The organism is Mesorhizobium sp. XAP4, from assembly GCF_029269325.1.
GTDB lineage: Bacteria > Pseudomonadota > Alphaproteobacteria > Rhizobiales > Rhizobiaceae > Mesorhizobium > Mesorhizobium ciceri.
Genome location: NZ_JARIXW010000008.1, coordinates 197,176 through 221,217 on the forward strand (window position 1 = coordinate 197,176; position 24,042 = coordinate 221,217).

General features: G+C 60.6%; 27 protein-coding genes. 16 read left to right on the forward strand and 11 right to left on the reverse strand.

Annotation, left to right across the window (positions count from 1 at the left end):
- Positions 1–274 precede the first annotated feature (274 nt).
- Positions 275–580 (reverse strand): hypothetical protein, encoded by a 306-nt coding sequence (locus P3C39_RS29445; RefSeq protein ID WP_013525146.1) that lies wholly within the window; start codon positions 578–580, stop codon positions 275–277.
- Positions 534–737, reverse strand: coding sequence for a hypothetical protein (locus P3C39_RS29450; RefSeq protein ID WP_275954782.1), 204 nt, complete (start codon positions 735–737; stop codon positions 534–536). The genes P3C39_RS29445 and P3C39_RS29450 overlap by 47 nt, the downstream gene beginning before the upstream one ends.
- Positions 738–1,214: 477 nt before the next feature.
- On the opposite strand from P3C39_RS29450, the gene P3C39_RS29455 reads away from it, so the two are divergent.
- From P3C39_RS29455 to P3C39_RS29500, 10 genes are read left to right on the forward strand one after another with little or no spacing between them, the layout of a single operon-like run.
- Positions 1,215–1,919 carry a heme-binding protein gene (locus P3C39_RS29455; protein ID WP_013525145.1) on the forward strand — a complete coding sequence of 235 codons (705 nt, stop codon included), beginning with the start codon at positions 1,215–1,217 and terminating at the stop codon, positions 1,917–1,919.
- On the forward strand, positions 1,916–3,796 hold the full coding sequence (locus tag P3C39_RS29460; protein ID WP_275954781.1) for a methanol/ethanol family PQQ-dependent dehydrogenase: 1,881 nt from the start codon (positions 1,916–1,918) through the stop codon (positions 3,794–3,796). Before P3C39_RS29455 ends, P3C39_RS29460 begins: the two co-directional genes overlap by 4 nt.
- Positions 3,777–4,646 carry a substrate-binding domain-containing protein gene (locus P3C39_RS29465; RefSeq protein ID WP_275954780.1) on the forward strand — a complete coding sequence of 290 codons (870 nt, stop codon included), beginning with the start codon at positions 3,777–3,779 and terminating at the stop codon, positions 4,644–4,646. The genes P3C39_RS29460 and P3C39_RS29465 overlap by 20 nt, the downstream gene beginning before the upstream one ends.
- Complete coding sequence (locus P3C39_RS29470) at positions 4,643–5,176, forward strand: c-type cytochrome (protein WP_013525142.1); 534 nt, start codon at positions 4,643–4,645, stop codon at positions 5,174–5,176. The genes P3C39_RS29465 and P3C39_RS29470 overlap by 4 nt, the downstream gene beginning before the upstream one ends.
- Positions 5,173–6,183, forward strand: coding sequence for a cytochrome c oxidase subunit II (coxB, locus tag P3C39_RS29475; RefSeq protein WP_275954779.1), 1,011 nt, complete (start codon positions 5,173–5,175; stop codon positions 6,181–6,183). Before P3C39_RS29470 ends, coxB begins: the two co-directional genes overlap by 4 nt.
- Positions 6,180–8,156, forward strand: coding sequence for a cytochrome c oxidase subunit I (ctaD, locus tag P3C39_RS29480; RefSeq protein ID WP_013525140.1), 1,977 nt, complete (start codon positions 6,180–6,182; stop codon positions 8,154–8,156). Before coxB ends, ctaD begins: the two co-directional genes overlap by 4 nt.
- Positions 8,153–8,758 carry a cytochrome c oxidase subunit 3 gene (locus P3C39_RS29485; protein ID WP_013525139.1) on the forward strand — a complete coding sequence of 202 codons (606 nt, stop codon included), beginning with the start codon at positions 8,153–8,155 and terminating at the stop codon, positions 8,756–8,758. Before ctaD ends, P3C39_RS29485 begins: the two co-directional genes overlap by 4 nt.
- A 1-nt stretch (position 8,759) precedes the next feature.
- Positions 8,760–9,101, forward strand: a complete 342-nt coding sequence (locus P3C39_RS29490; RefSeq protein WP_063170778.1) for a hypothetical protein — start codon at positions 8,760–8,762, stop codon at positions 9,099–9,101.
- Positions 9,098–9,976 (forward strand): cytochrome c oxidase assembly protein, encoded by an 879-nt coding sequence (locus tag P3C39_RS29495; RefSeq protein WP_275954778.1) that lies wholly within the window; start codon positions 9,098–9,100, stop codon positions 9,974–9,976. Before P3C39_RS29490 ends, P3C39_RS29495 begins: the two co-directional genes overlap by 4 nt.
- A complete protein-coding gene (locus P3C39_RS29500) occupies positions 9,957–10,373 on the forward strand; it encodes a c-type cytochrome (RefSeq protein ID WP_013525136.1) in 417 nt (138 codons plus the stop codon). The genes P3C39_RS29495 and P3C39_RS29500 overlap by 20 nt, the downstream gene beginning before the upstream one ends.
- A 77-nt stretch (positions 10,374–10,450) precedes the next feature.
- Here P3C39_RS29500 and P3C39_RS29505 read toward each other — a convergent pair whose 3' ends face one another.
- From P3C39_RS29505 to P3C39_RS29525, 5 genes are all read right to left on the reverse strand, one after another.
- Positions 10,451–11,230 carry a hypothetical protein gene (locus tag P3C39_RS29505; protein WP_275954777.1) on the reverse strand — a complete coding sequence of 260 codons (780 nt, stop codon included), beginning with the start codon at positions 11,228–11,230 and terminating at the stop codon, positions 10,451–10,453.
- 56 nt (positions 11,231–11,286) lie between these two features.
- Positions 11,287–11,679 carry a phage holin family protein gene (locus P3C39_RS29510; protein WP_013525134.1) on the reverse strand — a complete coding sequence of 131 codons (393 nt, stop codon included), beginning with the start codon at positions 11,677–11,679 and terminating at the stop codon, positions 11,287–11,289.
- A complete protein-coding gene (locus P3C39_RS29515) occupies positions 11,676–12,284 on the reverse strand; it encodes a hypothetical protein (protein WP_127368832.1) in 609 nt (202 codons plus the stop codon). The genes P3C39_RS29510 and P3C39_RS29515 overlap by 4 nt, the downstream gene beginning before the upstream one ends.
- Before the next feature lie 272 nt (positions 12,285–12,556).
- On the reverse strand, positions 12,557–13,402 hold the full coding sequence (locus P3C39_RS29520; RefSeq protein ID WP_063170783.1) for a manganese catalase family protein: 846 nt from the start codon (positions 13,400–13,402) through the stop codon (positions 12,557–12,559).
- A 171-nt stretch (positions 13,403–13,573) separates the two neighbouring features.
- Positions 13,574–14,689 (reverse strand): hypothetical protein, encoded by a 1,116-nt coding sequence (locus P3C39_RS29525; protein ID WP_164752036.1) that lies wholly within the window; start codon positions 14,687–14,689, stop codon positions 13,574–13,576.
- A gap of 158 nt (positions 14,690–14,847) precedes the next feature.
- On the opposite strand from P3C39_RS29525, the gene P3C39_RS29530 reads away from it, so the two are divergent.
- Entirely contained in the window at positions 14,848–16,020 is a 1,173-nt protein-coding gene (locus P3C39_RS29530) for a glycosyltransferase (protein WP_275954775.1), read from the forward strand.
- A 2-nt stretch (positions 16,021–16,022) separates the two neighbouring features.
- On the forward strand, positions 16,023–17,165 hold the full coding sequence (glf, locus tag P3C39_RS29535) for a UDP-galactopyranose mutase (protein WP_275954774.1): 1,143 nt from the start codon (positions 16,023–16,025) through the stop codon (positions 17,163–17,165).
- 87 nt (positions 17,166–17,252) lie between these two features.
- On the opposite strand, the gene P3C39_RS29540 is transcribed toward glf, so the two are convergent.
- Positions 17,253–18,419, reverse strand: coding sequence for a beta-glucosidase (locus tag P3C39_RS29540; RefSeq protein ID WP_013525128.1), 1,167 nt, complete (start codon positions 18,417–18,419; stop codon positions 17,253–17,255).
- Positions 18,420–18,870: 451 nt separating this feature from the next.
- Here P3C39_RS29540 and P3C39_RS29545 point away from each other — a divergent pair, with 451 nt between their 5' ends.
- Complete coding sequence (locus P3C39_RS29545) at positions 18,871–19,146, forward strand: hypothetical protein (RefSeq protein WP_275954773.1); 276 nt, start codon at positions 18,871–18,873, stop codon at positions 19,144–19,146.
- 1,272 nt (positions 19,147–20,418) lie between these two features.
- Here P3C39_RS29545 and P3C39_RS29550 read toward each other — a convergent pair.
- Positions 20,419–20,928: a hypothetical protein gene (locus tag P3C39_RS29550; protein ID WP_275954772.1), complete on the reverse strand. Its 510-nt coding sequence runs from the start codon at positions 20,926–20,928 to the stop codon at positions 20,419–20,421.
- Between the two features lie 535 nt (positions 20,929–21,463).
- On the opposite strand from P3C39_RS29550, the gene P3C39_RS29555 reads away from it, so the two are divergent.
- The 3 genes from P3C39_RS29555 to P3C39_RS29565 all read left to right on the forward strand — a co-directional run bounded on the left by P3C39_RS29555 (position 21,464) and on the right by P3C39_RS29565 (position 22,919).
- Positions 21,464–22,198: a Crp/Fnr family transcriptional regulator gene (locus P3C39_RS29555; RefSeq protein ID WP_013525123.1), complete on the forward strand. Its 735-nt coding sequence runs from the start codon at positions 21,464–21,466 to the stop codon at positions 22,196–22,198.
- A 19-nt stretch (positions 22,199–22,217) separates the two neighbouring features.
- On the forward strand, positions 22,218–22,454 hold the full coding sequence (locus P3C39_RS29560) for a hypothetical protein (protein ID WP_024504626.1): 237 nt from the start codon (positions 22,218–22,220) through the stop codon (positions 22,452–22,454).
- 225 nt (positions 22,455–22,679) lie between these two features.
- A complete protein-coding gene (locus P3C39_RS29565) occupies positions 22,680–22,919 on the forward strand; it encodes a hypothetical protein (protein ID WP_032899472.1) in 240 nt (79 codons plus the stop codon).
- 387 nt (positions 22,920–23,306) lie between these two features.
- Here P3C39_RS29565 and P3C39_RS29575 read toward each other — a convergent pair whose 3' ends face one another.
- Complete coding sequence (locus P3C39_RS29575) at positions 23,307–23,591, reverse strand: hypothetical protein (protein ID WP_013525119.1); 285 nt, start codon at positions 23,589–23,591, stop codon at positions 23,307–23,309.
- A gap of 111 nt (positions 23,592–23,702) precedes the next feature.
- Positions 23,703–23,951, reverse strand: coding sequence for a hypothetical protein (locus tag P3C39_RS29580; protein WP_013525118.1), 249 nt, complete (start codon positions 23,949–23,951; stop codon positions 23,703–23,705).
- Between the last annotated feature and the right edge of the window lie 91 nt (positions 23,952–24,042).

A 24,042-nucleotide genomic window follows, 5' to 3' on the forward strand; every position in this document is an offset into this window, starting at 1 on the left:
CAGGTCGACTCGCAAGGCTTGCAACCAGTAAAATAACAGTGTCATCAGTACAAACATCGACAAACGGTCTAAATGGTTGATGGAACGTATGTTATATTTCCTTCCTCTCTAATTCGACCGATGCGCAATATTATGCCCTACAGAAGACCCACTGAATGAATTACGCAGGTCCAAAGGATCGTAATTAAACCTCTAATAGGCCATTCCAGATTTCGAATGCAGTTCAGCTCGGGAAGGAGGGTGGCAAAACCCAATCCCGGAGGCGCCTGGACCTTTAGACCAATGCTATCGGTAGGTAGCGGATGATGATCTCGTCCTGCCGGAAACGGCGCTCCAACTCCGCTCGGCGCCTTCGCCAATCGGGCAGATCGACTTCTTCCGTCATCACCTCGAAGATGACAATCTCGTCCATGTCGGACTCTTTTCCCTCCCTCCATACCCCTTCCGCGGGCGTCCGAAAATACGCGGTGACACCTTTGAACGTATTGGCGAGTTCGTCCTTCACACGATCGAAGTCTTCCTTGGCGAAGGGCTCACCCGCGTTGTCGGAACGAGGAAGCAGGATCTGGACAAGGTGCATGCGGCCGCCTCCAAGCTCTTCCAACGGCGGCGACCGGCATCATGTTCCATCGGCTGACGCTGCGGGCAAAGGCGCAAATGTGAATCAGGCTGACAGGAAGTTCCTGCATTCCGTGACTCCAGATGGGAATCCTGGCCTTGCGTGAAAGTGCTGCCACCCGCAGCCAGCCCGTGACACCGCCGCAGTTGGAGGCGTCTGGTTGGATGTAGGCGAGCCTCGACCAAGCAAAGCCGTGCCCGAGTCCTCAAGACATGCAGGTTTTCTCCCATTGCCAGAGGCCTACAGGCCTGCAGGTGCCTTGGCGATGCTGGCGCAGCGTTCATAGGTGCCGGCACAATGGTAACACGATCTCGGCCGCGGATATTGCGCCAGCGACACGGACAGACGGCAACCTTGCATCGGCGCACGCGGCTGCGCAATTTTTTGCAAAAGCAGGAACATAGCTGCATCGCCCAAGTTAAATAGCGACGGCATTGGACCACGGACTCATTTTCGCATTTTCCAGGCTGCCAGAATGCTCCGGGGTTCTTTGATGCTCGAACGAATGGGCAGGACAATGTATCGCTGTCGGCGTTTGCTATCAGCCTTTGCTCTGGTGTTGTTGACGAGTGGCCTGTTCCCACAGGGCCCAGCCATGGCACAGGCGCCCTGCCCGGCCGACCACGATAAGCTGCTCGCCGCACTCAAGGCCAATGTGAAAGCAAGCGGCGGACCTGCCAACGGAGGCTTTGAGACCAACGAATGGGCCGCTGTCGTTGCTCGCGACGGCGCGGTGTGCGCGATCGCTTTCAGCGGTCCCACCGCCGATTCGCAATGGCCAGGCAGTCGCCTCGTCGCGGCGGAGAAGGCCAATACAGCAAATGGGCTCAGCCTGGCGCAAATGGCCCTATCGACGGCCAATCTCTACGCGGGGACGCAGCCGGGCGGGCCGCTTTTCGGCTTGCAGGAGACCAACCCGGTCAACCAGGCCGCAGCCTATGCGGGCGATCCCAAAACGTTTGGAAGTGCCAGCGATCCTCTCGTCGGCAAGCCAATCGGAGGCGTCGTCGTGTTTGGCGGCGGGCTTGCCCTCTATGACGGCAAGAGCATCGTCGGAGGCCTCGGGGTCTCAGGAGATTCCTCATGCGCCGATCACAATGTCGCCTGGCGTGTTCGCGCGGCGCTTGGCCTCGACAAGGTTCCCGCCGGGGTCAATCCCAATCGCAAGGACGCCATCGTCTACGATGTCGATCCCGGCGGCAAAAGCGCCTCGGGCTGGGGCCATCCGCTTTGTGCCGGCACCGAGGCTGACATCGCGGCGGAGCTCGGCGCCGGCGTGGGAGGCTCGATCCACAAATGAAAGGCATGCTGCACCCGGCACCAGCGCGCGTTGACGCAGGACACGGCGCCCGCGCATTGGCGACCGAGAATTCCTTTCGCACGGGCATACTCTCGGTGATGCTGCTGGCATGCGGCCTGTTTCTGAGCGGTGCCTCGGAGCCCGCATCGGCGGCGGCTATCGCGCCGCCCGCCGCCGCGGCGCCACCCGATGACGGGCAATGGACAATGCCGGCCAAGAACTACGCGTCGACCCGCTTCAGCGAACTCAGCGAGATCAACGAAGGCAACGTCAAGAACCTGCAGGTCGCCTTCACCTTCTCGACCGGCGTAAACAAGGGCCAGGAAGCAGCGCCGCTGGTCGTCGGCAACAACATGTACATCGTCACGCCCTTTCCCAACATCGTCTACGCGCTCGACCTTTCCAGGCCGGGCGCGCCGATGAAGTGGAAGTACGAGCCCAACCCCGAGCCGGCGGCACAAGGAGTGGCCTGCTGCGATGTCGTCAACCGCGGAGCGGCCTTCGCCAACGGACGCATCTTCTTCAACACGCTGGACGGCCACACGATCGCGCTCGATGCCAATACGGGCAAGCCGATCTGGAACACTCATATCGGCAACATCAACATCGGCGAGACCATCACCATGGCGCCGCTGGTGGTGAAGGGCAAAGTTCTGGTCGGCAATTCCGGCGGCGAAATGGGCGTCCGCGGCTGGGTCAAGGCGCTGGATGCCGGAGACGGGCATGTTGTCTGGACGGCTTATGGCACTGGACCCGACAAGGATGTGCTGATCGGCCCGGACTTCAAGCCCCACTACGACATGGACAGGGGCACAGACCTTGGCGTGACGACATGGCCACCGGAAGCCTGGAAGATCGGCGGCGGCAATATGTGGGGCTGGATCTCCTACGATCCGGAGTTGAACCTGATCTTCCACGGCACGGGCAATCCAGGACCGTGGAATCCGGATTTGCGGCCAGGCGACAACAAATGGACGTCCGGTATTTTCGCGCGTGACGCCGATACCGGAGCGGCGAAGTGGTTCTATCAGTGGAGCCCGCATGACCTCCATGACTATGACGGCATCAACGAGCAGATCCTTCTGGACATGACCTGGCAAGGCAAGCCGCGCAAGGTCCTTGTCCGACCGGAACGCAACGGCTACCTCTATATCCTCGATCGGACCACTGGAGAGGTGCTATCGGCCACAGCCTATGGCCCGGTCAATTCCAGCAAAGGCGTCGATCTGAAGACCGGCCGCCTGATTGCAAACCCTGACAAGAGAACCGGCACCGGCAAGGTGGTCCGAGACATTTGTCCGACGGCATCCGGCCTCAAGGACTGGCAGCCATCGGCGTTTTCGCCGAGGACCGGCCTGCTCTACATCCCCCACAACAATCTCTGCATGGATGAAGAAGGCGTCGAGGTAAACTACATCGCAGGCACGCCCTATGTCGGCATGAACGTACGTATGATCCCCGGGCCGGGCGGCAATCGTGGTGCTTTTACCGCCTGGGATGTTGCCGCCGCCAAGCCGGCCTGGGTCCTGAAGGAGAACTTTCCGGTATGGAGCGGCACCGTCGTCACTGCCGGCGATGTCGTCTTTTACGGGACCATGGAAGGCTGGTTCAAGGCGGTCAGCGCCAGGACTGGCGATCTGCTTTGGCAGTTCAAGACATCGTCCGGCATCATCGGCCAGCCAATAACCTATCGCGGCCCCGATGGGCACCAGTATGTCGCAATTCTGTCAGGCGTCGGTGGCTGGGCCGGCGCCATCGTTTCGGGCGACTTAGACCCACGCGATGCCACCGCGGCACTTGGCTTCGTCAACGCGATGAAGGATCTGAAGAACGCTACCACGGCGGGAGGCACGCTTTATGTGTTCCGGCTGCCTTGATGGATTGAACTTGACCGTACGTCCGGCGCGAAAGGCGTTCCAACGGGTGGCGATCGGCATGGCCGGGCTCGCCTTGTTGCTCTTTCCGGCTGTTGCCAAAGCACGTGAATTGAGAGTGTGCGCCGACCCGAACAACATGCCGTTTTCCAATGCGGCCGGTCAAGGCTTCGAGAACAGGATCGCGGAAATTGTCGCCACTGATCTTGGCGCCAAGCTGACGTATACCTGGTGGGCGCAGCGCCGTGGCTTCATCCGCAACACGCTGAAGGCAGGCCTTTGCGATCTCGTGCCCGGCACGCCTGCCAATCTCGAAATGCTGCGCACCACCACGCCTTACTACCGTTCGTCCTATGTCTTCGTGACCCGCCAGGACGGCCCGGACGTGACGTCCTTCAACGACCCGCGGTTGCAAGAATTGCGCATCGGTGTTCAGCTCATCGGCGACGATGGCGCCAACTCACCGCCTGTCCAGGCGCTTGGCCGCCGCGGCATTGTCGGGCACCTCATCGGCTATCCCGTCTATGGCGACTACTCTGCTCCCAACCCTCCAGCGCGCATCGTCGAAGCTGTCGCGAACGGCGAGATCGATCTTGCCGTGGTCTGGGGTCCGCTCGCCGGCTATTTCGCGCAGAGGCAAAAGGTGCCGCTCCGGATCACGCCGGTCACGCCTCGCATCGATGGACCGCAACTGCCGCTGATGTACGACATCTCAATGGGTGTTCGACGCGAGGACGATGCGCTGCGTGGCGATGTGAATAGCGCGCTTGCCCGACACAAGGCCGAGATCGACGCGGTTCTGGCGCGATACGGCGTACCGCGTCTGGACATGGCCGGGAGACCGGCCCGATGAGGCGCGCTCTGGCGATGTTGCTGCCCTTGACACTGGCCCTGGTCGCCTGCCAGCGCGAGGAGCGCGACACGCGACCGCAATCGGCGCTCGGCTCAGGTGAGCAGCCGACGCCTGTGACCACGTTGGAGCCGGGCGGACAGCGACCCTCCCCCACCGACAACAAGGCGGCGAGCTTCGAGGCCAACGCCTTCCACATGAGCGAGGGCAAACGCCTGTTCGGCTGGTTCAACTGCTCGGGCTGCCATGCCAATGGCGGTGGCGGCATGGGTCCGGCGCTCATGGACGAGAAGTGGATCTACGGCAGCTCGATGGAAAGCATCCACGCCACGATCCGCGACGGCAGGCCCAACGGGATGCCAAGCTTCGGCCAGAAGATACCCGACGACCAGATATGGGAGCTGGCGGCCTTCGTGCGCGCACTGGGCGGCAACGCGCCGTCTTCCGCCGCGCCGCAACGCAATGACGACATGATGGTGCATCCCTCGGAAAACCGCCTGCCGGATGCCGCGACACTGGGCAAATCACCGTGAAGCGCCCGGCCTCGATGGCCTTCGCCTTCTGTGTCCTGTTTCTGCAGGGATGCGCAGGCTGGCAGTCGGCGCTTGACCCGAAGGGCCCCGCAGCCGGCGAGCTGGCCTGGCTCATTTGGTTCTTTGCCGCGCTTTGCGCGGTTGTTTGGGCGCTGGTGATGATCGCTCTCGCAGCACCGCTGGTCATGCGATCGCGTTCCGGCGATGAACCCCTCCTACTCGACGAAGCGGCCGAACGCGGCAAGATGCGCGTGGTCGTGTCCGCCGTCGGAGTGACCACCATCATCCTGATCGGACTGACGCTGCTAAGCTTTTTCGCCAACAGGACGCTGGCTGCGATCGGCTCGGAGGCTGCGCTGACAATCAGGGTGACCGGGCACCAGTGGTGGTGGGAGGTGCGCTACGAGGATGCTACGCCGAGCCGCATCCTGACGACGGCAAACGAGATTCATATCCCTGCCGGCGAGCCGGTGCGGCTGCTTTTGACCTCGACCGATGTGATCCATTCCTTCTGGATCCCAAGCTTGGCCGGCAAGCTCGATCTTATCCCGGGCCACATGAACGTCCTGGATATCAAGGCGGACAAGCCAGGCGTCTACCGTGGTCAATGCGCTGAATTCTGCGGTGCGCAGCACGCCAACATGGGCACCTTCATCATCGCCGAGCCGCGTCCGAAATTCGATGCCTGGCTGAACGACCAGTTGCAGCCGGCCGGCGCGCCGGCGAGCGGCGAAGCCAAGGTCGGTGCGGACCTGTTCCTCAAACGCCCCTGCGTGATGTGTCACAGGATCGGGGGGACGCCGGCCGGCGGAACGGTGGCTCCCGATCTCACCCACATAGCCAGCCGGCAGACGCTCGCTGCCGGGACCTTGACGATGAGCCGCGGCAATCTCGCCGCCTGGATAGCCGACCCGCAAGGCATCAAGCCCGGCTCCCACATGCCGGTGGTGGAGCTCAGCGGCGATGAGCTCAATGCCGTGGTCGCCTATCTCGAGGGTCTGAAATGAGCAGCGCGGATCTCACAAGCCAACGCGACCTGCCGCCGGAGCGCAAGGTATCTGCAAAAGGCGACATCGCGCCCGAGCATGACGGACCGCGCGACACCGGCATGGATGATGCCGGCCTGCATCGCTGGCTCGAGCGCACCTGGCGGACGCCATCCGGCATCGTCGGAGCCTTGTCGAGCGTCGATCACAAGGTGATCGCACGACGCTATTTGATCACCGCTTTCGTGTTCCTTGGTCTTGGCGGCCTCAACGCTGTCGTCATGCGCATCCAGCTTTCTGGACCGCAACGCGGGCTGATCGGGCCCGACCTCTACAATCAGCTGTTCACCATGCATGGCGTTACGATGATGTTTCTGTTCGCCGTGCCCATCGTGCAGGCGACCGGGATCTACCTGGTGCCGCTGATGGTCGGCACCCGCAACATCGCGTTTCCGCGCCTGAACGCGTTCAGCTATTGGGTCTACGTCTCGGGCGGCGCTTTCGCCTGGGTGTCCTTCGCCCTCAACATGGCCCCTGATGTGGGCTGGTTCGCCTACGTACCGCTGTCCGGCCCCGAATTCGCACCGGGCAAGCGGGCTGACGTCTGGGCGCAGATGATCACCTATACCGAAGTGTCGTCACTGGCCGTCGCGGTGGCGACCATCGTCACGGTCTTCAAGCAGCGAGCCCCCGGCATGTCGCTGGACAAGATCCCGCTCTATGTCTGGGCGATGCTGGTCACTTCCTTCGTCGTCGTCTTCGCGATGCCGGCGGTGATGATCACCTCGACTTTCCTGATCCTTGACCGGCTGGTTGGCACGCACATCTTCAACCCGGCCGAAGGTGGGGATGCTCTGCTGTTCCAACACCTCTTCTGGTTCTTCGGCCATCCGGAAGTTTACATCATCTTCCTGCCGGCGACGGGCATGGTGTCCTCGATCATTCCTGTTTTCGCCAGGCGACCGACATTCGGTCATCTCGGGCTGGTCCTGTCGCTGATCGCGGTCGGCTTCCTTTCGTTCGGGCTTTGGGTCCATCACATGTTCGCCACCGGCCTGCCAAAGCTTGGCGCCAGCTTCTTCACCGCATCCAGCATGATGATCGCCATCCCGAACGGCGTACAGATCTTCTGCTGGCTGGCAACATTATGGGACGGCAGACCGGTGATCCGAACTCCGTTGCTGTTCGTCTTCGGCTTCTTCTTCATCTTCGTCATCGGCGGGCTGACCGGCGTGATGCTCGCCTCGGTGCCACTGGATCTTCAGGTCCACGACACCTATTTCGTCGTCGCCCATTTCCATTACGTGCTGATCGGCGGCTCGGTGTTCCCGCTGCTTGGCGCGGCTTATTTCTGGTTCCCGAAGGTCACCGGCCGCATGATGAGCGAACGCCTCGGGCGGTGGCATTTCTGGCTGGCCTTCATCGGGTTCAATGCAGCCTTTTTCCCGATGCATCTGGTCGGCCTGTGGGGCATGCCACGACGTGTCTACACCTATCCGGCCGAGCTTGGCTGGGGCAACATCAACCTTTTCATCTCGGCTGGGGCGTTACTCTTCTTCCTGAGCTTTGTCCTGTTCACCTTCAACCTTGTGCATGGCGCGTTGAAAGGCACCTCGGCCGGCAACAATCCGTGGGACGCAGGAACCTTGGAGTGGGCAACATCCTCGCCGCCGCCGAGCTATAATTTCGCACGCATTCCCATCGTGACTCATATCGAGCCGCTCTGGGCCGAGCGCGAGGCGCTCCCTGTAGCGACCGGGCTCCGCGTGGACGCGCGCGAACTCCTCATCTCGACCGTGGCCGAAGCTCATCCCGACATTCGCGAGAAATCGGCCGCCCCTTCGATCTGGCCGCTTTTAGCGGCGCTGGCCGTCGGCGGCACGTTTCTCTATTCAATCTTCACGCCCTGGGCGATCGTCTGGGGCGCCGCGCCAATCGCCATCACGTTGATCGGATGGTTCTGGCCCAAGGGCGATCCGGAGGACGAGGAATGAAGCAGCGCGCCGCCGCCGATCTTTCTGGCCTGCCCACCTTCGGGCACGGTCCGCGCAGCCCGACCTGGTGGGGCACGCTGGGTTTCATGGCGCTGGAAGGCACGGGCTTCGCGCTGGCGGCCGGCGCTTATCTCTACCTTGCGCAGTCATGGCCAGACTGGCCGCTCAGCGCACCGCGCCCGAACCATTGGCCAGGAACGATCGTCACCATTTTGTTCATCGTCAGCCTTGTGCCTAACCACATCCTCCACCGCTATGCCAAGCAATGTTCGATGGTGCCGGTGCGGATCGGGCTGATGGTCATGTCGCTGCTCGGCATCGCTCCGCTCGTCGTGCGCTGGTTCGAATTCCCGGCCCTCAACATCTATTGGGACACCAATGCCTATGGATCGATGCTCTGGGTGCTGCTCGGGCTGCACACCACACATCTCATCACCGATGTCGGCGACACCATCGTGCTGACTGTGCTGATGTTCACGCGCCACGGCTATAGCGGCCGTCGCTTCGGCGATGTCGGCGACAATGTCTTCTACTGGGACTTCGTGGTCCTGACCTGGATTCCGATCTATCTGCTCATCTACTGGGTGCCGAGGCTAGGCTGAGATGCGTGCATTACGCCTGGGAACGTCTTGGGGTGGTCTTCTGTCAGGGCCGCTGGCGTGGGCGGTCTCGACACAGCTGAATTATGCGCTGGTGCCCTGGCAATGCAATCGCCAGGTGCCGGTCGTGCTTCCCGTGGCGCTGCTGCTCGTCTTGTTGTCGCTGCTCGGCGGGGCGCTGTCGTGGCGGGCGAAGCGGCGAGGCGGTGCCGCATTCAAGCCGAAGCGTACGCGCGCCACAGAGCGCTTCGTCGCCAATCTCGGCATGCTGTCGGCGTTGCTGTTTGCGCTTGTGATCCTCATGCAAGGCAGCGCGGCGCTGATCCTGGATGAGTGCCTGCGATGAATCTGGACGGGCTGTTCTCTACTTCCATCTGCTACGGCGCCGGCGCACCCGAGGCCGGGTGGACGCTCGCGCTGCCCATCACCCTGCCACTTGCCGTGCTTGCCCTGATATATGTCGTTGGAGCTGGCCGGCTTTGGCGGCGCAGCAGCCGCGGCAGGACTCTGCGGCTGCGCCAGGCTCTGCTGTTCACGGCCGGATGGGGCGTGTTGACGGCCGCGTTGGTCAGCCCGATTCATGCACTCGGTGAGCAGATCTTTGCGGCGCATATGATCGAGCATGAACTGCTGATGGCCGTGGTGGCGCCGCTGCTGGTCTCCGCCAGCCCGGCTGCGGCCTTGATGTGGGGATTTCCCGCCGGGGTCCGGCGCATTCTTGGAATGGCCGGGCACGGCAGATGGCTGAATGCGGTTTGGTCTTTCGTAACTCGACCGCTCAGCGCGACCATTGCCCACGGCCTGGCCATATGGATCTGGCACCTTCCGGCGTTGTTCGAGGCCGCGCTCGAACGCGGCGTGATGCACTATGCACAGCACGCGAGCTTCTTCGGAACAGGGCTGCTGTTCTGGTGGGTACTCTTGCCGCGTCCCGGCCGCCAGCATGCCTATGGGACCGCAGTGATGCATCTTTTTGTCACCTCGCTGCACACTGGCCTGCTTGGCGTGCTCCTGCTGCTCTCGCCGCGGCTCTGGTACCCGCAGAACGCGGTGGGTGCGGCACTATGGAATTTGAGCCCCCTGGAAGACCAGCAACTTGCCGGGCTGGTGATGTGGGTTCCCGCTGGACTGATCTATGGCGGCGCAGCGCTGCTGCTGGCCGCGCTGTGGATCAAGGCGAGCGGAAGGGGGGAGGCGGCGCATGCCTACGAGCTTGTCTAGGCTGCTTGCCGGCGCCAGCGCCGCGCTGGTGCTGCTCGTTGCGGGCGTGGCCGGAATGACCTGGTGGTCCGATCAGGCGGCGCGCATCCGCCACGAGGCGGAGGCGGCCACGGGAGGTGACATTGCGCGCGCCATGCCGATCATGACTGCGAATGGTTGTTCCGGCTGCCATACGATTTCGGGCGTGCCGGGCGCGCAAGGGCAGGTCGGTCCACGCCTCGACGCCAGTCTTGCTGACCGCACCTTTATCGGCGGCGGGCTGGCCAACAATCCAGAGAACCTGATCCGCTGGATACGATCTGCCAGGGAAATCAATCCGCGCACGGCCATGCCATCGACCCGAATTTCGGAGCAGCAGGCGCGCGATATCGCGGCCTACCTCTACGCTCTGAAATGATTGAGCGGTTCACCGTTTGACGGACAACGCCGGCCCTTCTGAAGAGACCGATTATCGTTGATCCAGGATCATTCAAGCTAGGTTTGACGCTGAGATGGATCGGAAATCCGTTCACGCACGGCGTGCTCGGTCTTGTCTGCTGTGGACTTCACGATCTCGCCGAGCTGATCGGCGATCGTGTCTGCTTCCATATGTTGCCGGCCAGCTTCCTGCTTGATGGTCTCATAGGCTTCGGCGGCGACCTGCTTGGCCTCGTCGAGACCCCTGTCGAGCATGGTTTCGGCGGTATCGCGAAGCTTTTCGCCATAGGCGCCTAGCTGCTCATCCTCCGTTGCGGTATGGGGCAGCATTGCACCTATGGCGGCGCCGATGGCGAGACCCGCGGCCGCTATGGCCAAGGGCTGGTTCTCCAACAGATCTTGCGCGGAGCGGGCGGCTTTCGCCGCCATGTCGCCGGTCACCGATCTTGCAGTGGCCGTGGTGCCCGTGAAACCCTCGGCGGCGCTGCTTGCAGCGCTGGAAACGGTATCGCCGACGCTGGTGGCAGCCGATGACAGCGATGCGGCGGCATCGGAAAGCGTATCGCCCAGGCCTCCACGTTCCCGTTCATCATGTCGTCCCGGCGCCGAGGGCATTGAGTAGCCAGCCGAACCGCGGGCGGTGTCTGCGGTACCACTGCCGAACATCAGCCAAGCCAGACCCGCGCCCACCATGGTGACCGGCAAAGGATTGTCTCGGACCTGCGTTCTGAGGTTGGCGAGCATGGCCGAACTCTCCCCTCCCGAGAACAGCCCGGTGAACTCATCCAGCAATTGTCCCGGCGACATCTTGCCTCGAATGGATTCGGCGGTCTCCATCACCCGCGCACGGGCTGCCTCGGCCTCGCGTTCAAGTTCGGCTGCGGATTTCTCAGTCATCTCACTTGTTCCTTGATCACGCTCGCATCGCGCTTGAGCTGTTCCTGGGTGCGGTCGGGGGTAAGTTCCGAAGGCGCCATGCTGGCCGTCCCGGTCCGCAGCAGGATAATGCCGAGGGCCGCCACGACCACGCCGACCAGCAGGGATGACCACCCCGCGCCAAGTCCTGCCCGCGTCAGTGCAATAACGAGTGCCTGCAGCAACACCATTAGCGCGGCGAGCAGGCAGATCGCGCCGCCCAGCACTTCCGCGGCACCTGCTCCGGCTTTCGCAAGCTTTTCAGAAAGCTCGGCCCGAAACAGCCTGGCCTCGGTTTGCACCAAAGTGGTGACATTCTGGGCCAAGTCGGTGATCAGCCCGGCAAGGCTTGGGTTGTCCTGGGTGTTCATCTGTCCTGCTCCGCGCTCTGCATGGCCCCATCATCGCCGACGACGCCCGAATCCTGCGACCGATCAGCGGACCAACCCTGTGCCTGATCGGTGTGGGATTTGAGGTCTCCCGGCGCATCCTGAAATTCTCGACCCGCCGGCGGCGAGGCCTTGATGAACCGCCCGAGAGCCAATCCGGCCAATACCGATCCGGCAAGCAGGACACCGGGATTTTGCCGGCCAAAGGACTGCACGTCCTCCAGGACCTGGCCGAACGGCTTCTGTTTCAATGACGATGAAAGCCGCTCCAGGCCACCGGCAGCATCCAATGCGAACTTCGATGCGTTCCTTTCATCGTTGTTGGCCAGGTGATCACTGGCCGCGCGCAGTGCGCCGCCCAGCGCCGCCAGGCTCGATCCGATGTCGCGCTGCGCTTCCTGCGCCTTGTCGGAGATGACCTCCCTGGCTTCAGATGCATAGTCGCCAGCCTTGCGGGTCACCGTATCACGCGCGTCGTGAAGCAACTCGCTGGCACGCTCATTTTCCTGGCGAAGCCTTTCGGAAACGTCGCTTTTCGCCTTGTCGAAATCGGTGGGCTGTCCGCCCTGATCGTTTTCATGCTGCATGGGGCCACCTAGTGAAGACCGAGGAAGGAGAGGACCGCCAGCACGACAACGATAACGCCGATAAGATAGATGACACTGTTCATGTGCACGTCCTCCGTGGCTGTCCAACTTCGCGGAGCCGGCGATGTTCCCTAGGTGAAGCATTTATGTCGAAGCGGAAATGGAGAGCTTCGTCAGGCACGCACCAGTCACCAATGGGTGCGCCCTACTCCGCAGGAGCCGCTAGCAGGAGACAGCCGAGTGCCGGCTGCCTCCGGCATTGCTATCTTTGCCTATTCGGCTGCCCGCCTGTCGATCATCTGCTCGCTCTGGGCGCCGGAACTTGGCCGAGGCGGCGACAGGATGGGCTCCTCGCCCATTGGCGAACCGGCGACCAGGGAGAACTCGCCCTTGCCGTCCATCGACGGTCCTTCGCTCCAACGTCCCTGCGCTGGTTCGACACCTTCGACGAAGCAATTGATGAAGGCATAGGATACGTCCTGATGCTCCTTTTCCTGCGGGAAGGAGTTGGGGACCGGCAGAGACGCGTTCAGTCCGCCCATATCTTCGATTGCCGCGAGCCACTGCTGTTGGTGCATGGTGTCGCGCGCAATAAGGAAGGACAGCATGTCCTTCATGCCGGGATCGCTGGTCATGTTGTACAGGCGGGTCGCAAGCACGCGGCCGCTTCCTTCCGCGGTGACGTTTGCGACCATATCCGCGGCAAGATTGCCGCTGGCATAGACATGCGAAGCATTGAAGGGAACGCCGTTGGCGTTTTCAGGCAGTGCGGCCAGGCCGGTCGACAAGATATGGCGGAAGTTCATCCCGTTGAGGACCGAGCCGCCGACCGTGTCCGACGAGATGTCCTCCTGCAGCGAAAGTGGTGCACCCTCAAGATTGAGGGCGACCGCAGTCGCCAGCATTTCGATATGGCCGAGCTCCTCGGTCGCCGTGTTCAACAACAGGTCGCGGTATTTGGCCGGCCCGCGGCATCCCCATGCCTGGAAGAAATACTGCAAGGCCACGCGGATCTCGCCTTCTACTCCGCCGATGGCCTGCTGCAAGGCACGGGCAAAGACTGGATTGGGCGTTTCCACACGAACCGGGTACTGCAATTTCTTGTCGGTGTAATACATGGCTGACTCCTGGTTGGAAGTCAGCCGAACCTCAGCTCTGATGCATTGTTCCGTGCGAGGAACACTTAATTCCGGCAGTTTTCCGCGGGAATGTCTCGAGCCACGGACGCTTATTCGCAATGCGAGCCGTCCAGTTCGTTGATGCGGTCGGTACGAGTGGCGCCGACCGGATCACGCGACCCTGGAAAGCAGAGCGACGTCACATCTGGCCAAGCCGTAGCGCCACCGATGATCGGTCGTGGCGACCCGGCTCTGATAAAACAGTGAAAGCTGGCTGCCTTCGATCATCACTGTCGAGTGGCCGTTCTCTCCCGGCTGGCCTGGTTCCAGCACCGGGCCGATCGAGACGTAAGGTCCAGCAACGTTATCCGCGATGGCAAAAAACACGCGTTGCCGGTTCCCGCGAAGGCCATTGGGCAGAAAGCAAGTGGCATTGAGAAGCACGCGACCGTCCGGCAATTCGACCAGTTGTGCGCCCTCAATGCCCCATTCATAGTCGGGATCCTCTCTTGTGTTGTGGTGAGGCACATCATTGTGGTCGAGGATCTTGCCGATCCGCTTCCAGGGACCGAACCATGAGTCGGATTGGCTGCGTGCGAGATAGATGTCGGGCTGCGGCACCCTGGTGAATTTTGGCATGGCGGAATAGACGAGGTAGCGCTTGCCGCCAATAAGTGCGGGATGCGGATCGTAAATGCCATCTTCCTCCGTATCCGGGATCGCGAGGATTGCGGGGCTAAGAACCACCCACTGGAACCCGTCATTGGAAACCGCATGCTCGCAGCGGCCGCCAGACTTCATGAACTCGGTCTGGATGAACATGTGAAAGACGCCGCTTTCGTGGATGACCCCCGGAGCCGCAACACCACTCCCATTGATTGGAAGCTCGATCGACTGATGCTCGGTCCACGGCCCATATAGGTCCGGCGCCGTGGCGTGCAGTATCGTCCACGTCTCGGTGGTCACCGTGCCGCTCGAGCCGAAGACGTGCCACAGGCTGCCATCAAAGACGGGGCAAGGGTCCTTGAGATCATCCACGCTTTGCGGATGAAACAGCGGAAAAACGTTGGTCGCAAAGTCGATCTTCATATCAGCCCCGGAATTCGCCTGGCACGGACTCGCCAGCGATGCGGGCGAATCAACTTGATGTCCTGCGCATTTTATAGCCAGCGACTTCAACGCAAATACGGCAGGTCCGTTCTCCACCGACATTCCGCCGTCGCTCACGCTTTCAAAGCCCGGCGATGCGCGGCGGGCGTTCTCAGCTTCGCGGAAATATGGTCGCATTCGTCATCCGAGCGGTGACCGAGAGCTCTTCACTTCACCTTGGAACAACTCACGCGCTGGAAAGTTAGGAGCTGGCATCGAAGTCTATTTCTCCTCGATCCGCGCTTAACAAATGTTAGTCGTAACATAAACTAAAGATTACGGGAAGGAACATCTCAATGGAAGCAGCCTTGGGCAGGGTATCCGCCAGTAAACACACTGGCAGGGAAAATCTACTGGTTTGCTTCTCCCACTTGCGATGGAATTTCGTTCATCAACGGCCGCAGCATATCCTCACCCTCGCATCCGAGCAGCAGAGAGTGGTCTACTTTGAGGAGCCTGTTTTCGAAGAACTGCCACAGCCGCAGATGCGGACGAGCGAGGCATCGCCAAACATCCTGATCGTGACACCAGTGCTGCCGCTCGGCGCGTCGGCCGCGAAATCAGATGCCGTGCAGCGGAGGTTTGTTCAGCAGATCATAGCTTCTATGCCGCACAGCCGGCTGATCGCCTGGTATTACACGCCGATGGCTCTCCGCTTCACGGAGTTTCTTGACCCAGACATATGCGTCTACGACTGCATGGACGAACTCTCCGCCTTCAAGAACGCGCCGCCCGAACTGGCGCAGATGGAAAAGGCACTTCTGCGCCGCGCCGATCTCGTTTTCACCGGTGGTCTGAGCCTGTTCGAGACCAAGCGCCGCCTGCATCAGGCTATTTACCCCTTTCCGAGCAGCATCGACGTGAAGCACTTTCACAAGGCAAGGCTGCCAGGAAAGGACCCAGCCGATCAGGCCGGCATTCCTCACCCGAGGGTGGGGTATTTCGGCGTCATCGACGAGCGGCTGGACGCCGGACTCGTGGCGCTAGCGGCGCGGACGATGCCGGACGTGCATTTCGTCATGATTGGCCCCGTGGTCAAAATCGATCCTGCAATCCTGCCGAAGGCCGACAACCTGCATTGGTTGGGTGCCAAGGCCTACTGCGACCTGCCCGATTATCTGCGCCATTGGGATGCCGGGTGGATGCCGTTTGCACTCAACGAAGCGACCCGGTTCATCAGCCCAACCAAGACGCCAGAGTTCCTGGCTGCGGGCCTGCCCGTAATCTCGACGGCAATCGTTGACGTCGTGCGCAGCTACGGCGCTGCTGGACTGGTGGAAATCGCCGACAGTGACGACTTGGAGAGCAAGCTGCGCTCCATGCTTTTGCGACCGCGTGAGAGGCTGCTGCCGCAAGTCGATGCCTATCTGGCTGACATGTCGTGGGAAAGAACATGGAAGGCCATGGCAGCTCACATTGAGGGCGCCTACCGACGCAAGAAGGTCGTCCCGTTGCGCAGGAGCGCATAGCCATGTTCGATTGGCTGATCGTCGGCGCGGGGTTTGCCGGCAGCGTGCTTGCCGAAAGAATAGCCTCGCAGCGTCATGAAAGCGTTCTCTTGGTCGATCGCCGCAGCCATGTCGGCGGCAACGCCTATGATTGCTATAATGAAGCCGGCATCCTCATCCACCGCTATGGGCCACATATTTTTCACACCAACAGCCAGTCGATCGTGGACTACCTCTCGCAGTTCACCCAATGGCGCACATACGAGCATAGGGTTCTGGCGGCGGTGGATGGGATACTGCTCCCCATCCCGATCAATCTGGACACGATAAACCGCCTTTATGGCCTCGAACTGAATTCTGCACAGTTGGAGGAGTTCTTCGCGTCGCGACGCGAAACGGTAGAGGACGTGCGAACGGCCGAGGATGTTGTCGTCAGCACCGTGGGACGCGAACTCTACGAAAAATTCTTCCGTGGCTACACCAGAAAGCAATGGGGCGTCGATCCGAACCAGCTGAGCAAATCGGTGACGGCACGAGTGCCGACCAGGACCAACCGCGATGACCGATATTTCAGCGACAGCTTCCAGAAGATGCCTGCCGGCGGATACACGAGGATGTTCGAGCGCATGCTCGACCATCCGAACATCAAGATCATGCTGCAGACCGACTTCCGCGAAATTCGTGACGAGATACCGTTCAACCGCCTGATCTATACCGGCCCGATCGACGAGTACTTCGGCTGGCAGCTGGGGCGTCTTCCTTATCGTTCGCTCCGCTTCGAGCACGTCACCCTCGACCAAGAGCAGTTTCAGCCGGTTGCCGTCGTCAACTATCCCCAGACGGAAGATTACACCCGCATCACCGAGTACAAACATCTGACCGGCCAGCAGAACGCGCGGACCAGTCTGACCTACGAATATCCCACCGATATCGGGGACCCGTACTATCCGGTGCCGCGGGCCGAAAACGAAGAGCTCTTCAAGCGCTACGAAGCGCTTGGCGCAACCTGTCCCGACGTGTGGTTTGTCGGTCGCCTGGCAACCTACCGCTACTACAACATGGATCAGGTGGTCGGGCAGGCCCTGGCAACCTTCGCCCGCATCCAGAAGACCGTCCCGGAATGGGCGAGCGCGGGGAAGGCGTCGTTGGCCGAAGGGGCGCTGTAGCTCGCCCACCCGGACGTACCTGGGAGCATCGAGCGTGGCAAGGCGGCGCCGACAGGCGCTCGCAACATCCCTCGTGCCGCTCATGTATTAACGCGTCAGGTTCGCCGCGAACAAAGCTCGCTGGCGGGCCAATTCCTCCGCGATGGGCTTGCGGACGTGCCGACTGCCGTCCGCCTGGACGACCGAAAACAATCCCACCTCCGCATGCCGCGAATTGTCCCAGCCCGGATAGGCGGTTATCGGGTATAGGCAAATACCTTCGATCGGCGCTTCGAGGTCAATTGCGGCACGCACCTCGTCGCAGACATAATGGAGCCACGCCGCCCCGCCTGATCCCTCGGAGCCGGTCTCGGCGATGAACATCGACTTGCCATATCGATGCGCGACCTCGATCAGCATCTCGGATAGGGCACGGTACTCGTGGTGCCCCATGGGAATCGTCGGCCCGTTGAGGTACCACTGATTGTGCGGGTAGAAATTCAGGCCAACGACATCGACAACATCGTCGCTGCCCCCCAACTCAGGCTCTGCCCGGCCCAGCAGCATGTCGTAAGCTTCGAACTGTCCGAGACGGGCATTTTCGGCCCGACGCCGTTCGGTCCGCGTTCGGTCGCGAGGGGCAATGTGGATAAGCGGCTCGGCCCAGACAAATCTGCAAGCGGGATCGACCTCGCGCATCGCGCGAACGCCAGCTATTGCAGCTCTCACGAGGTGCCTCTTGAACCATCCCCGCTTCTTCGGGCCAACGCGCGGGAAATAGCCAACCTCAACAGCCCAGGCGAAAAACGAGATTTCGTTGATCGGGCACAACAAAGGCGCTGTACCGGCGATTGAACGATGAACCCTCACAGCTTCTGCAGCGAACGAGGCATAGGCATCGATGAAATGCATCGACCCTTGATCAACGTGGTCTGGACATCCGTAGTGGAAGATGTCCCAGATGACCTGGACACCTGCCGATTGCGCTGCTTCGACCATCGGCGTCCAGCTTGACCAGTCATAGTTTCCAGGAGCGGTTTCGATGAGGTGCCAGCGCAATCCGTCGCGGACGGTACGAAGACCGAGTTCGGCGCAACCGCGGTAGTCGCCCAGGGCGTGCAAATAGTGCGAGGTCGCACGGATAAGATCGAGGCGGACGCCGTCCTTGCGCCGGTGCGACGAGCACTCAAAGCCAGCCATGAAAAAACTGGCGAAGGGCGACGTGCCCGCAATCGAAGTCACCTCATTGCCTTCGCTGTGTCGTGCTTCGCTCATACGAAGTCTCCTGCAGGCATTTGGGCTCAGTCTCGGCTGCCGAATGCAGATCGAAGCAACCATGAGCAATCCGGCTGCCGTATCTCATCCGCCAGGCTGCACTTTCGTCCTGTGCTTAACGGGATGGTTCCAAACCGGATGATCGAGCCTTTGTTCCCGTCGACCCCGTCAGAGGCAGACAGCAGCCAGGGAAGAAGCTGCGCGAGGCAAGTCGGGGGTCAGGCACATGCCGTGATCGGATCATCCAACGCTCCGACGAAGGCAGGCAACAGTCCGTTCAAATTTCGACTTTCCAATATCGATCATGCTGGCGAGAGGGACGCGGCCCGTCGCGTCAAGCCGCTCCGTCGATCTTTGCCGGCAGAGCGCGCGCCATTCAGCTCAAGCGGGAACATTGGCTACGGCAGCAAGTTTGATCGCCATAGCAAGGGGCCGCAGGGCGGGCGCGCAGATGAGACATCTGCTCAAAGAAATCCTGGTCGAGATCGCTGAAATCCTTCCAGCGATGGCTCAAAAGCGCGACAATTCGGCCGAAGCACTGCCCGTCCATGCGCCGAACTTCCCCCACGATCTGGAGCCGGTTATCCGGGCAGACCCTTCCTACGAGGTGCCATCGCAACGCGCCGACGATCGGCATAAATCAGTCGCAGTTGAGCAAGCCGCAAGCTGTATGGAGGGATGCGGCGCCGGCTCGGATGATCTTACCTTTGCCAGTCACTGCAGATGAACCCACGGTCAAGGCTCACGCCTCTGACGGGCACGGCGTCGAGTGCCGAGCGAACGGCTTCAACGTTTGAGGTGTGGGGCCGGGCTTACGGCCTGAAGATCAACGGCGGTTGGCCTGCGCCTCTTCATCGCGCCATCGCTTCGGTCCGCCTGCGCTACGCGGCACAGTCGCGCGTGAGCCAAACCGTACCCACGGGTCAATCTCTTCTCCCAAGAAGGCCGCGCCATGGAGGGACCAATAGCGCGGCCCGGCCGAGGTATGACCCACTAGCCTTCGTCGGATGCCAGTGACAATATCCCACCAGGCGCCACCTGCAGCAGTTCCCTTGGACGGTCCTGTTCTGGCAATGAGATGATCCAGCCATAAGGTGCGCGGCTCAACAGCCTCCACCCCGTAGCATGTCTTTAAAGTGGCTTCTTCGAAGTGCGCTCCGGAGTGTGCAGCAGCCACATCACACGGGTTTTGTCGTCGACGCTGCCTTCTAAAGGCGCGTGGTAGCGGGAGCAGTCATGACACCCTCCGATGGGGCGGAAGCATGTTCTTCGCTCACAGCCGGCGGAGCCCAGAAACTACCGCCGCGAGAGCAATAATATTTTCAGTCGAGATCATGTGACCGGCAGAAGCGTTCTAGTGCCTCTCTTTCAGAAATCGGGCTTCACGAAGCAGCGAATTCCAATCCGTGCCGATAAGCTTGATCAGACCGCGCGCATCCGGCTCTGAAATACCGACTTCTTCAGACAGACGGCGGGCAAGCAATTGCTGATTGCCCTTTTCGACTCGGCCATCGCCATCCTTTCATTGGGTTCCTCCTTTGGGAAGCCAACTTGCGGAATGACCTTTCGTTTCACGAAACAAGAAAAAAGCCCGCGTCCGATTCGCGGCAGCGAGGATAGCGCCATTCGCTAGGGACTGTCGCAGGCGGTGCAAAGCAGGCCCACCTGGGGCGATCCAACACCACACACCTTCGATAACGTACGCAAACCGGTCCCAACAGAACCTGCGCGAAACCCGTGCAAGCCGCGCCGAAACGCCCCGCAGCCCCTCAGAATTAATGGGGATTGGCGTCGGTGGTGTGTTTTGGGACGTGGGCGGTCAGGCGGGTCTCCTGACCCCCATGTTGAGGAAATGCTTCGGTCCGGGGCCGCCACGGTCCTCGAACGTAGCGGCTATGACGCCAGGGACTGGTATTTCAAGGGCCGCTATGGGAGATGGTCCAAGGGCGCGGGATCGCTCGGATCAAAAACCGCGGGAACGCGGCCGTATCTTCTTTGATCACTGCCTGATGAACATGCCCGTATAGGTCTGGCCGGCGAGCGTATGGGTTGCGGTCAGCGTGCCGTCGGGCATCATCCTAAAACTGACGTCCGCGCCATTCGGGAGGCGCCCCAGCTTCAACGTATTCCCTACAATTTTTCCTTCGCCCGCGGCCTCACCCGGATTGTCATCGCTCAGAATTCCCCATGCGTAGGTTACGGTCACCTTCCCGTTTGAAGAAACAGATTGAACAGACAGTTTACCTTCATATGTGCCTTCCAATCGCCCGACCCAATTGCCCGAAAAAGCAGCGTACTTTGTTGGAACGTCCTTTGAAGGAGGAGTGATTGCCACGGATTGGTCCATTATTGCCGGGCCAGGGGGAACAACGGCAGGATCCAAGGCGGATTGGGAGGGAATGGCAGCAGGTTCGATAGCGGCGGATTGCAGCGGTTCAGGAGCCGATTGGCACGCGGCTAGGGCAAGTGCTGCGAAGGCCAGTATAAGGTTCCGCATCAATTTCTCCACATCGTTTTCCGACGGACAAAACCGAAAGCCCACTGATCGGCAGAAAGTTCCATTCCCCACCAGGCCGGATCTTTGGAGACGCCTGATGGACCCAAGAGTGACCCCAATAGATAGCCGCTCGTCAACCATGTAGCGACATTGCGCGGCCGCACCTCAAGCGGGCTCGTTGAGATGCCCATTTGCAAGGCCGGATTTCTCGCTTCAGGTGAGACGCCTTTTGCCTGATGCCTGGCCGGAGCCATCTGGCCCTCATAGGTGAGGTTGCAGCGTCAGGCCTTGGCGGATCAACCACCTCATGTGATGTCGCAGCGACCATTGCGAGCGCAGCCTATGTCATAGGTTAATGCGCTGCTCGAGGGGCTCGATTATGGGTGTGCAGCACTCCTGTGCCCCGTGCAATGAAGTCCCGGCCAAGGACCTGCCTCGGCATCCTGAATTCCCAGTTCCCGACCAGCAGTCCGGCGCCTCGTTACGGCTATCCGGAACTTTTGACGCGGATGCAAGTTCGATAACCAACATCAGCTAGGTAGCCACTTTGTCACCCACTTCATCCTCGGATGTACTTATCCGCAAGCTCCAGAGCATCTCGGATCTCCGAGAGGGCGATATTGATGTTTTGAAAGACATCCAAATTCAGGAGAAGGATTTTCTTGCCAATTACGACCTGGTGCGTGAGGGTGACCGCCCTGTCAATTCGTTCGTGGTTTTGGATGGCCTGCTCGGTTCCACCAAACTTACCGGCGATGGCAAACGGCAGATTACATCCTTCTTTGTGGCTGGGGACATTCCCGATCTGCATGGACTGCATCTGTCGGTCATGGATTGCAATTTCACGACCCTGACAGCAGCCAGACTGGGCTTCATGCGACATGACGCTCTTCGAGCCATTTGCGAACAGCATCCCCGAATCGCGACGGCTTTTTGGCGCTCGACGCTGATCGATGCAGCGATTTACAGGGAATGGGTAACGAATGTGGGACGACGAGAGGCCTATACGCGCATGGCTCACATCTTGTGCGAACTGATCTTTCGCTTGCGCTCGGTTGGACGCATCCAGGATCACGTCGCGGATCTTCCCATTACCCAGGCAGCACTTGGCGATGCATTGGGCTTGTCTACAGTCCACGTCAACCGAATGCTTCAGGAACTTCGACGTAGAGGCCTCATCGCCACCACAGGCCCAAGGGTGCAGGCTCTTGATTGGCCCGGCCTCACTCGTGCAGGTGATTTCGAAACGACCTACCTGCACCAAAGGAACCCCGCAGCTTAGTGGTGACGGAAGCTTTCGGATGGCACGATTTTTCTTTGATAGTGGCGATCACGATGTGGTCATCCAGGACGAAATCGGCATCGAATGTGCCGGTCTGGAGGAGGTGCGCCGCGTGGGCTTCGAAGGCCTTATCGACCTTACGAAAGATGCACTGACCGAGGTGGACGGGCAGCAAGTATTTGTTGAAGTGCGGAACGAAAACGGCGACAGGATTCTGAGGCTGAGCATCTCGCTTCAGATCAAGCTGATGAGATAACGTGCGATAGGACTTGCTTCGACAGAACGCTGCCGAACGCCGGCACACCAAACGGAGCGGCGACGAAGCCGAATGCCGCGTGGCCGGACTGTCGCACGAAGATGCCGCCGCCATTTGCGACCAGCTCGGGTTCTCCACATTGGAGAAATCGGAAAGCCGCAGCAGAAGGGCATGCCCGCCTCAGTGGCGCAATCCGACTGATTTAATCGATGTCCCGATTTTTGTATGAAGTTCTGGAACGCGCACTCTCAGCGCTCGTTCATGTTGTCTCAGCAGAGGGTCGTCGAGATGCAACGAAAAGCGAACGAGGCAAGCCGGGTTGCGAAAGGCCAGGACCTTGAGGTCGAACATCTGGTCGAGCTCACGGAAATTGACCCCAAGCAGGCACGAACGCTGCTTCGCAGGCATGGCGCCGATTGGCCGAAGCTCAAAGACGAGGCGGAAGCTCTGAAGAAGGAAGACTAATCGTCACCTTCCGAGCGGTTGGCGAGAAAGCAGTTCTAGCTCATCCTCATCCGTGACCCCAGCCTGGTAGTAAGCCAGAATACGTGATGCGCGCCGCTCCTTCTCGGTTGCGGTTTCGTTTTTGATTTTGCTGCGTGCGAAGACGCGACTGAGCAGGGCAAGTTCTGATGGGGTGAAGGCGTCTCTATGCATCGCATCTCAACTCCCGCGCGCCCGTCTCGAGAGCGTCGAGGCGGGCTGAAGCCGTGTTGCAGCCTCTGCGCGTCTTTCGGAGATTAAACAAAAAGGCTGTCTGCACCAGCCAGAAACGGTCTTTTTCGGGTTCACGGCGTGATCTGCCCGGCGGCCGCAACATCTGGCTCGATGGCGACAGCGGAGAAACCGGCTTCAACCCGATCGCAAGACGCCTGGCTCCTCTGTTTCCTTGAACTCTTCCGTATCCCTGGGCGCGGCGACCAGATCCTGGAATCCGATAGTGGCGACGAGATAGCCTGCTTCGTCGTAAACCTTCGTCACCCAACTGGTCGGGTCCACGCCATCGACAATTCCGTCGAGCATGGCCTCCTTGGCTGCACGCTTCGCCTCTCTGACAGCCTCATCTCGATCAGCCATATCGGCAAAGATTGCAGGCTGGGCCATGCCTTCGATAAACTCGAAGCGAAATTTCGGCATCGGTCGCTCCAGTCATTGTGCCAGCGCATCGGACATTTCTGGCAGGTTTGACGCTCAACGCGGCGGTGTCGAAAAGGATGCAGCGGGTTGATTGCGCGTGATCATCAAACCTCAGGCAGCATTGCTGCCTCCCATCTCCCAGTCGCCTTGCCAACGTGCGCGCACGGCGATCATCAGTGTGGCCGCTTCCGTCATTCCTGTTTCAAACAACCTGATCAGCTCTCTCGCTACGGCGTTGGCCGCCGCCGTGTCGGGCAAGATAGCAAATTCCTGGCACAGCGCGTCGAACGCGTCGCGAAGGATGTTCAGGTCACTGGGGTAGAGAGCTTCCGTATTCGTGCGGGTTGGTCGGCTAAGCATCAGGCGCTCCTATTCGGCTACAGTGGGATTGCTCCCAAGCAGCGGCGCCCGTTACACAGCCGCTGACAATGGCTTTATGCGGCACAGCCCA

Coding starts and splice junctions, on each gene's coding strand:
- ctaD (WP_013525140.1), top strand. CDS start 6,180: ATGAGCAGCGCGGATCTCACAAGCCAACGCGACCTGCCGCCGGAGCGC.
- P3C39_RS29575 (WP_013525119.1), bottom strand. CDS start 23,591: ATGCCGAAATTTCGCTTCGAGTTTATCGAAGGCATGGCCCAGCCTGCA.
- P3C39_RS29510 (WP_013525134.1), bottom strand. CDS start 11,679: ATGAACACCCAGGACAACCCAAGCCTTGCCGGGCTGATCACCGACTTG.
- P3C39_RS29500 (WP_013525136.1), top strand. CDS start 9,957: ATGCCTACGAGCTTGTCTAGGCTGCTTGCCGGCGCCAGCGCCGCGCTG.
- P3C39_RS29525 (WP_164752036.1), bottom strand. CDS start 14,689: ATGCGACCATATTTCCGCGAAGCTGAGAACGCCCGCCGCGCATCGCCG.
- P3C39_RS29565 (WP_032899472.1), top strand. CDS start 22,680: ATGAAGTTCTGGAACGCGCACTCTCAGCGCTCGTTCATGTTGTCTCAG.
- glf (WP_275954774.1), top strand. CDS start 16,023: ATGTTCGATTGGCTGATCGTCGGCGCGGGGTTTGCCGGCAGCGTGCTT.
- P3C39_RS29520 (WP_063170783.1), bottom strand. CDS start 13,402: ATGTATTACACCGACAAGAAATTGCAGTACCCGGTTCGTGTGGAAACG.
- P3C39_RS29460 (WP_275954781.1), top strand. CDS start 1,916: ATGAAAGGCATGCTGCACCCGGCACCAGCGCGCGTTGACGCAGGACAC.
- P3C39_RS29445 (WP_013525146.1), bottom strand. CDS start 580: ATGCACCTTGTCCAGATCCTGCTTCCTCGTTCCGACAACGCGGGTGAG.
- P3C39_RS29505 (WP_275954777.1), bottom strand. CDS start 11,230: ATGGAGACCGCCGAATCCATTCGAGGCAAGATGTCGCCGGGACAATTG.
- P3C39_RS29515 (WP_127368832.1), bottom strand. CDS start 12,284: ATGCAGCATGAAAACGATCAGGGCGGACAGCCCACCGATTTCGACAAG.
- P3C39_RS29470 (WP_013525142.1), top strand. CDS start 4,643: ATGAGGCGCGCTCTGGCGATGTTGCTGCCCTTGACACTGGCCCTGGTC.
- P3C39_RS29485 (WP_013525139.1), top strand. CDS start 8,153: ATGAAGCAGCGCGCCGCCGCCGATCTTTCTGGCCTGCCCACCTTCGGG.
- P3C39_RS29490 (WP_063170778.1), top strand. CDS start 8,760: ATGCGTGCATTACGCCTGGGAACGTCTTGGGGTGGTCTTCTGTCAGGG.
- P3C39_RS29540 (WP_013525128.1), bottom strand. CDS start 18,419: ATGAGCGAAGCACGACACAGCGAAGGCAATGAGGTGACTTCGATTGCG.
- P3C39_RS29465 (WP_275954780.1), top strand. CDS start 3,777: ATGTGTTCCGGCTGCCTTGATGGATTGAACTTGACCGTACGTCCGGCG.
- P3C39_RS29530 (WP_275954775.1), top strand. CDS start 14,848: ATGGAAGCAGCCTTGGGCAGGGTATCCGCCAGTAAACACACTGGCAGG.
- P3C39_RS29560 (WP_024504626.1), top strand. CDS start 22,218: ATGGCACGATTTTTCTTTGATAGTGGCGATCACGATGTGGTCATCCAG.
- P3C39_RS29580 (WP_013525118.1), bottom strand. CDS start 23,951: ATGCTTAGCCGACCAACCCGCACGAATACGGAAGCTCTCTACCCCAGT.
- P3C39_RS29545 (WP_275954773.1), top strand. CDS start 18,871: ATGAGACATCTGCTCAAAGAAATCCTGGTCGAGATCGCTGAAATCCTT.
- P3C39_RS29495 (WP_275954778.1), top strand. CDS start 9,098: ATGAATCTGGACGGGCTGTTCTCTACTTCCATCTGCTACGGCGCCGGC.
- P3C39_RS29455 (WP_013525145.1), top strand. CDS start 1,215: ATGGCACAGGCGCCCTGCCCGGCCGACCACGATAAGCTGCTCGCCGCA.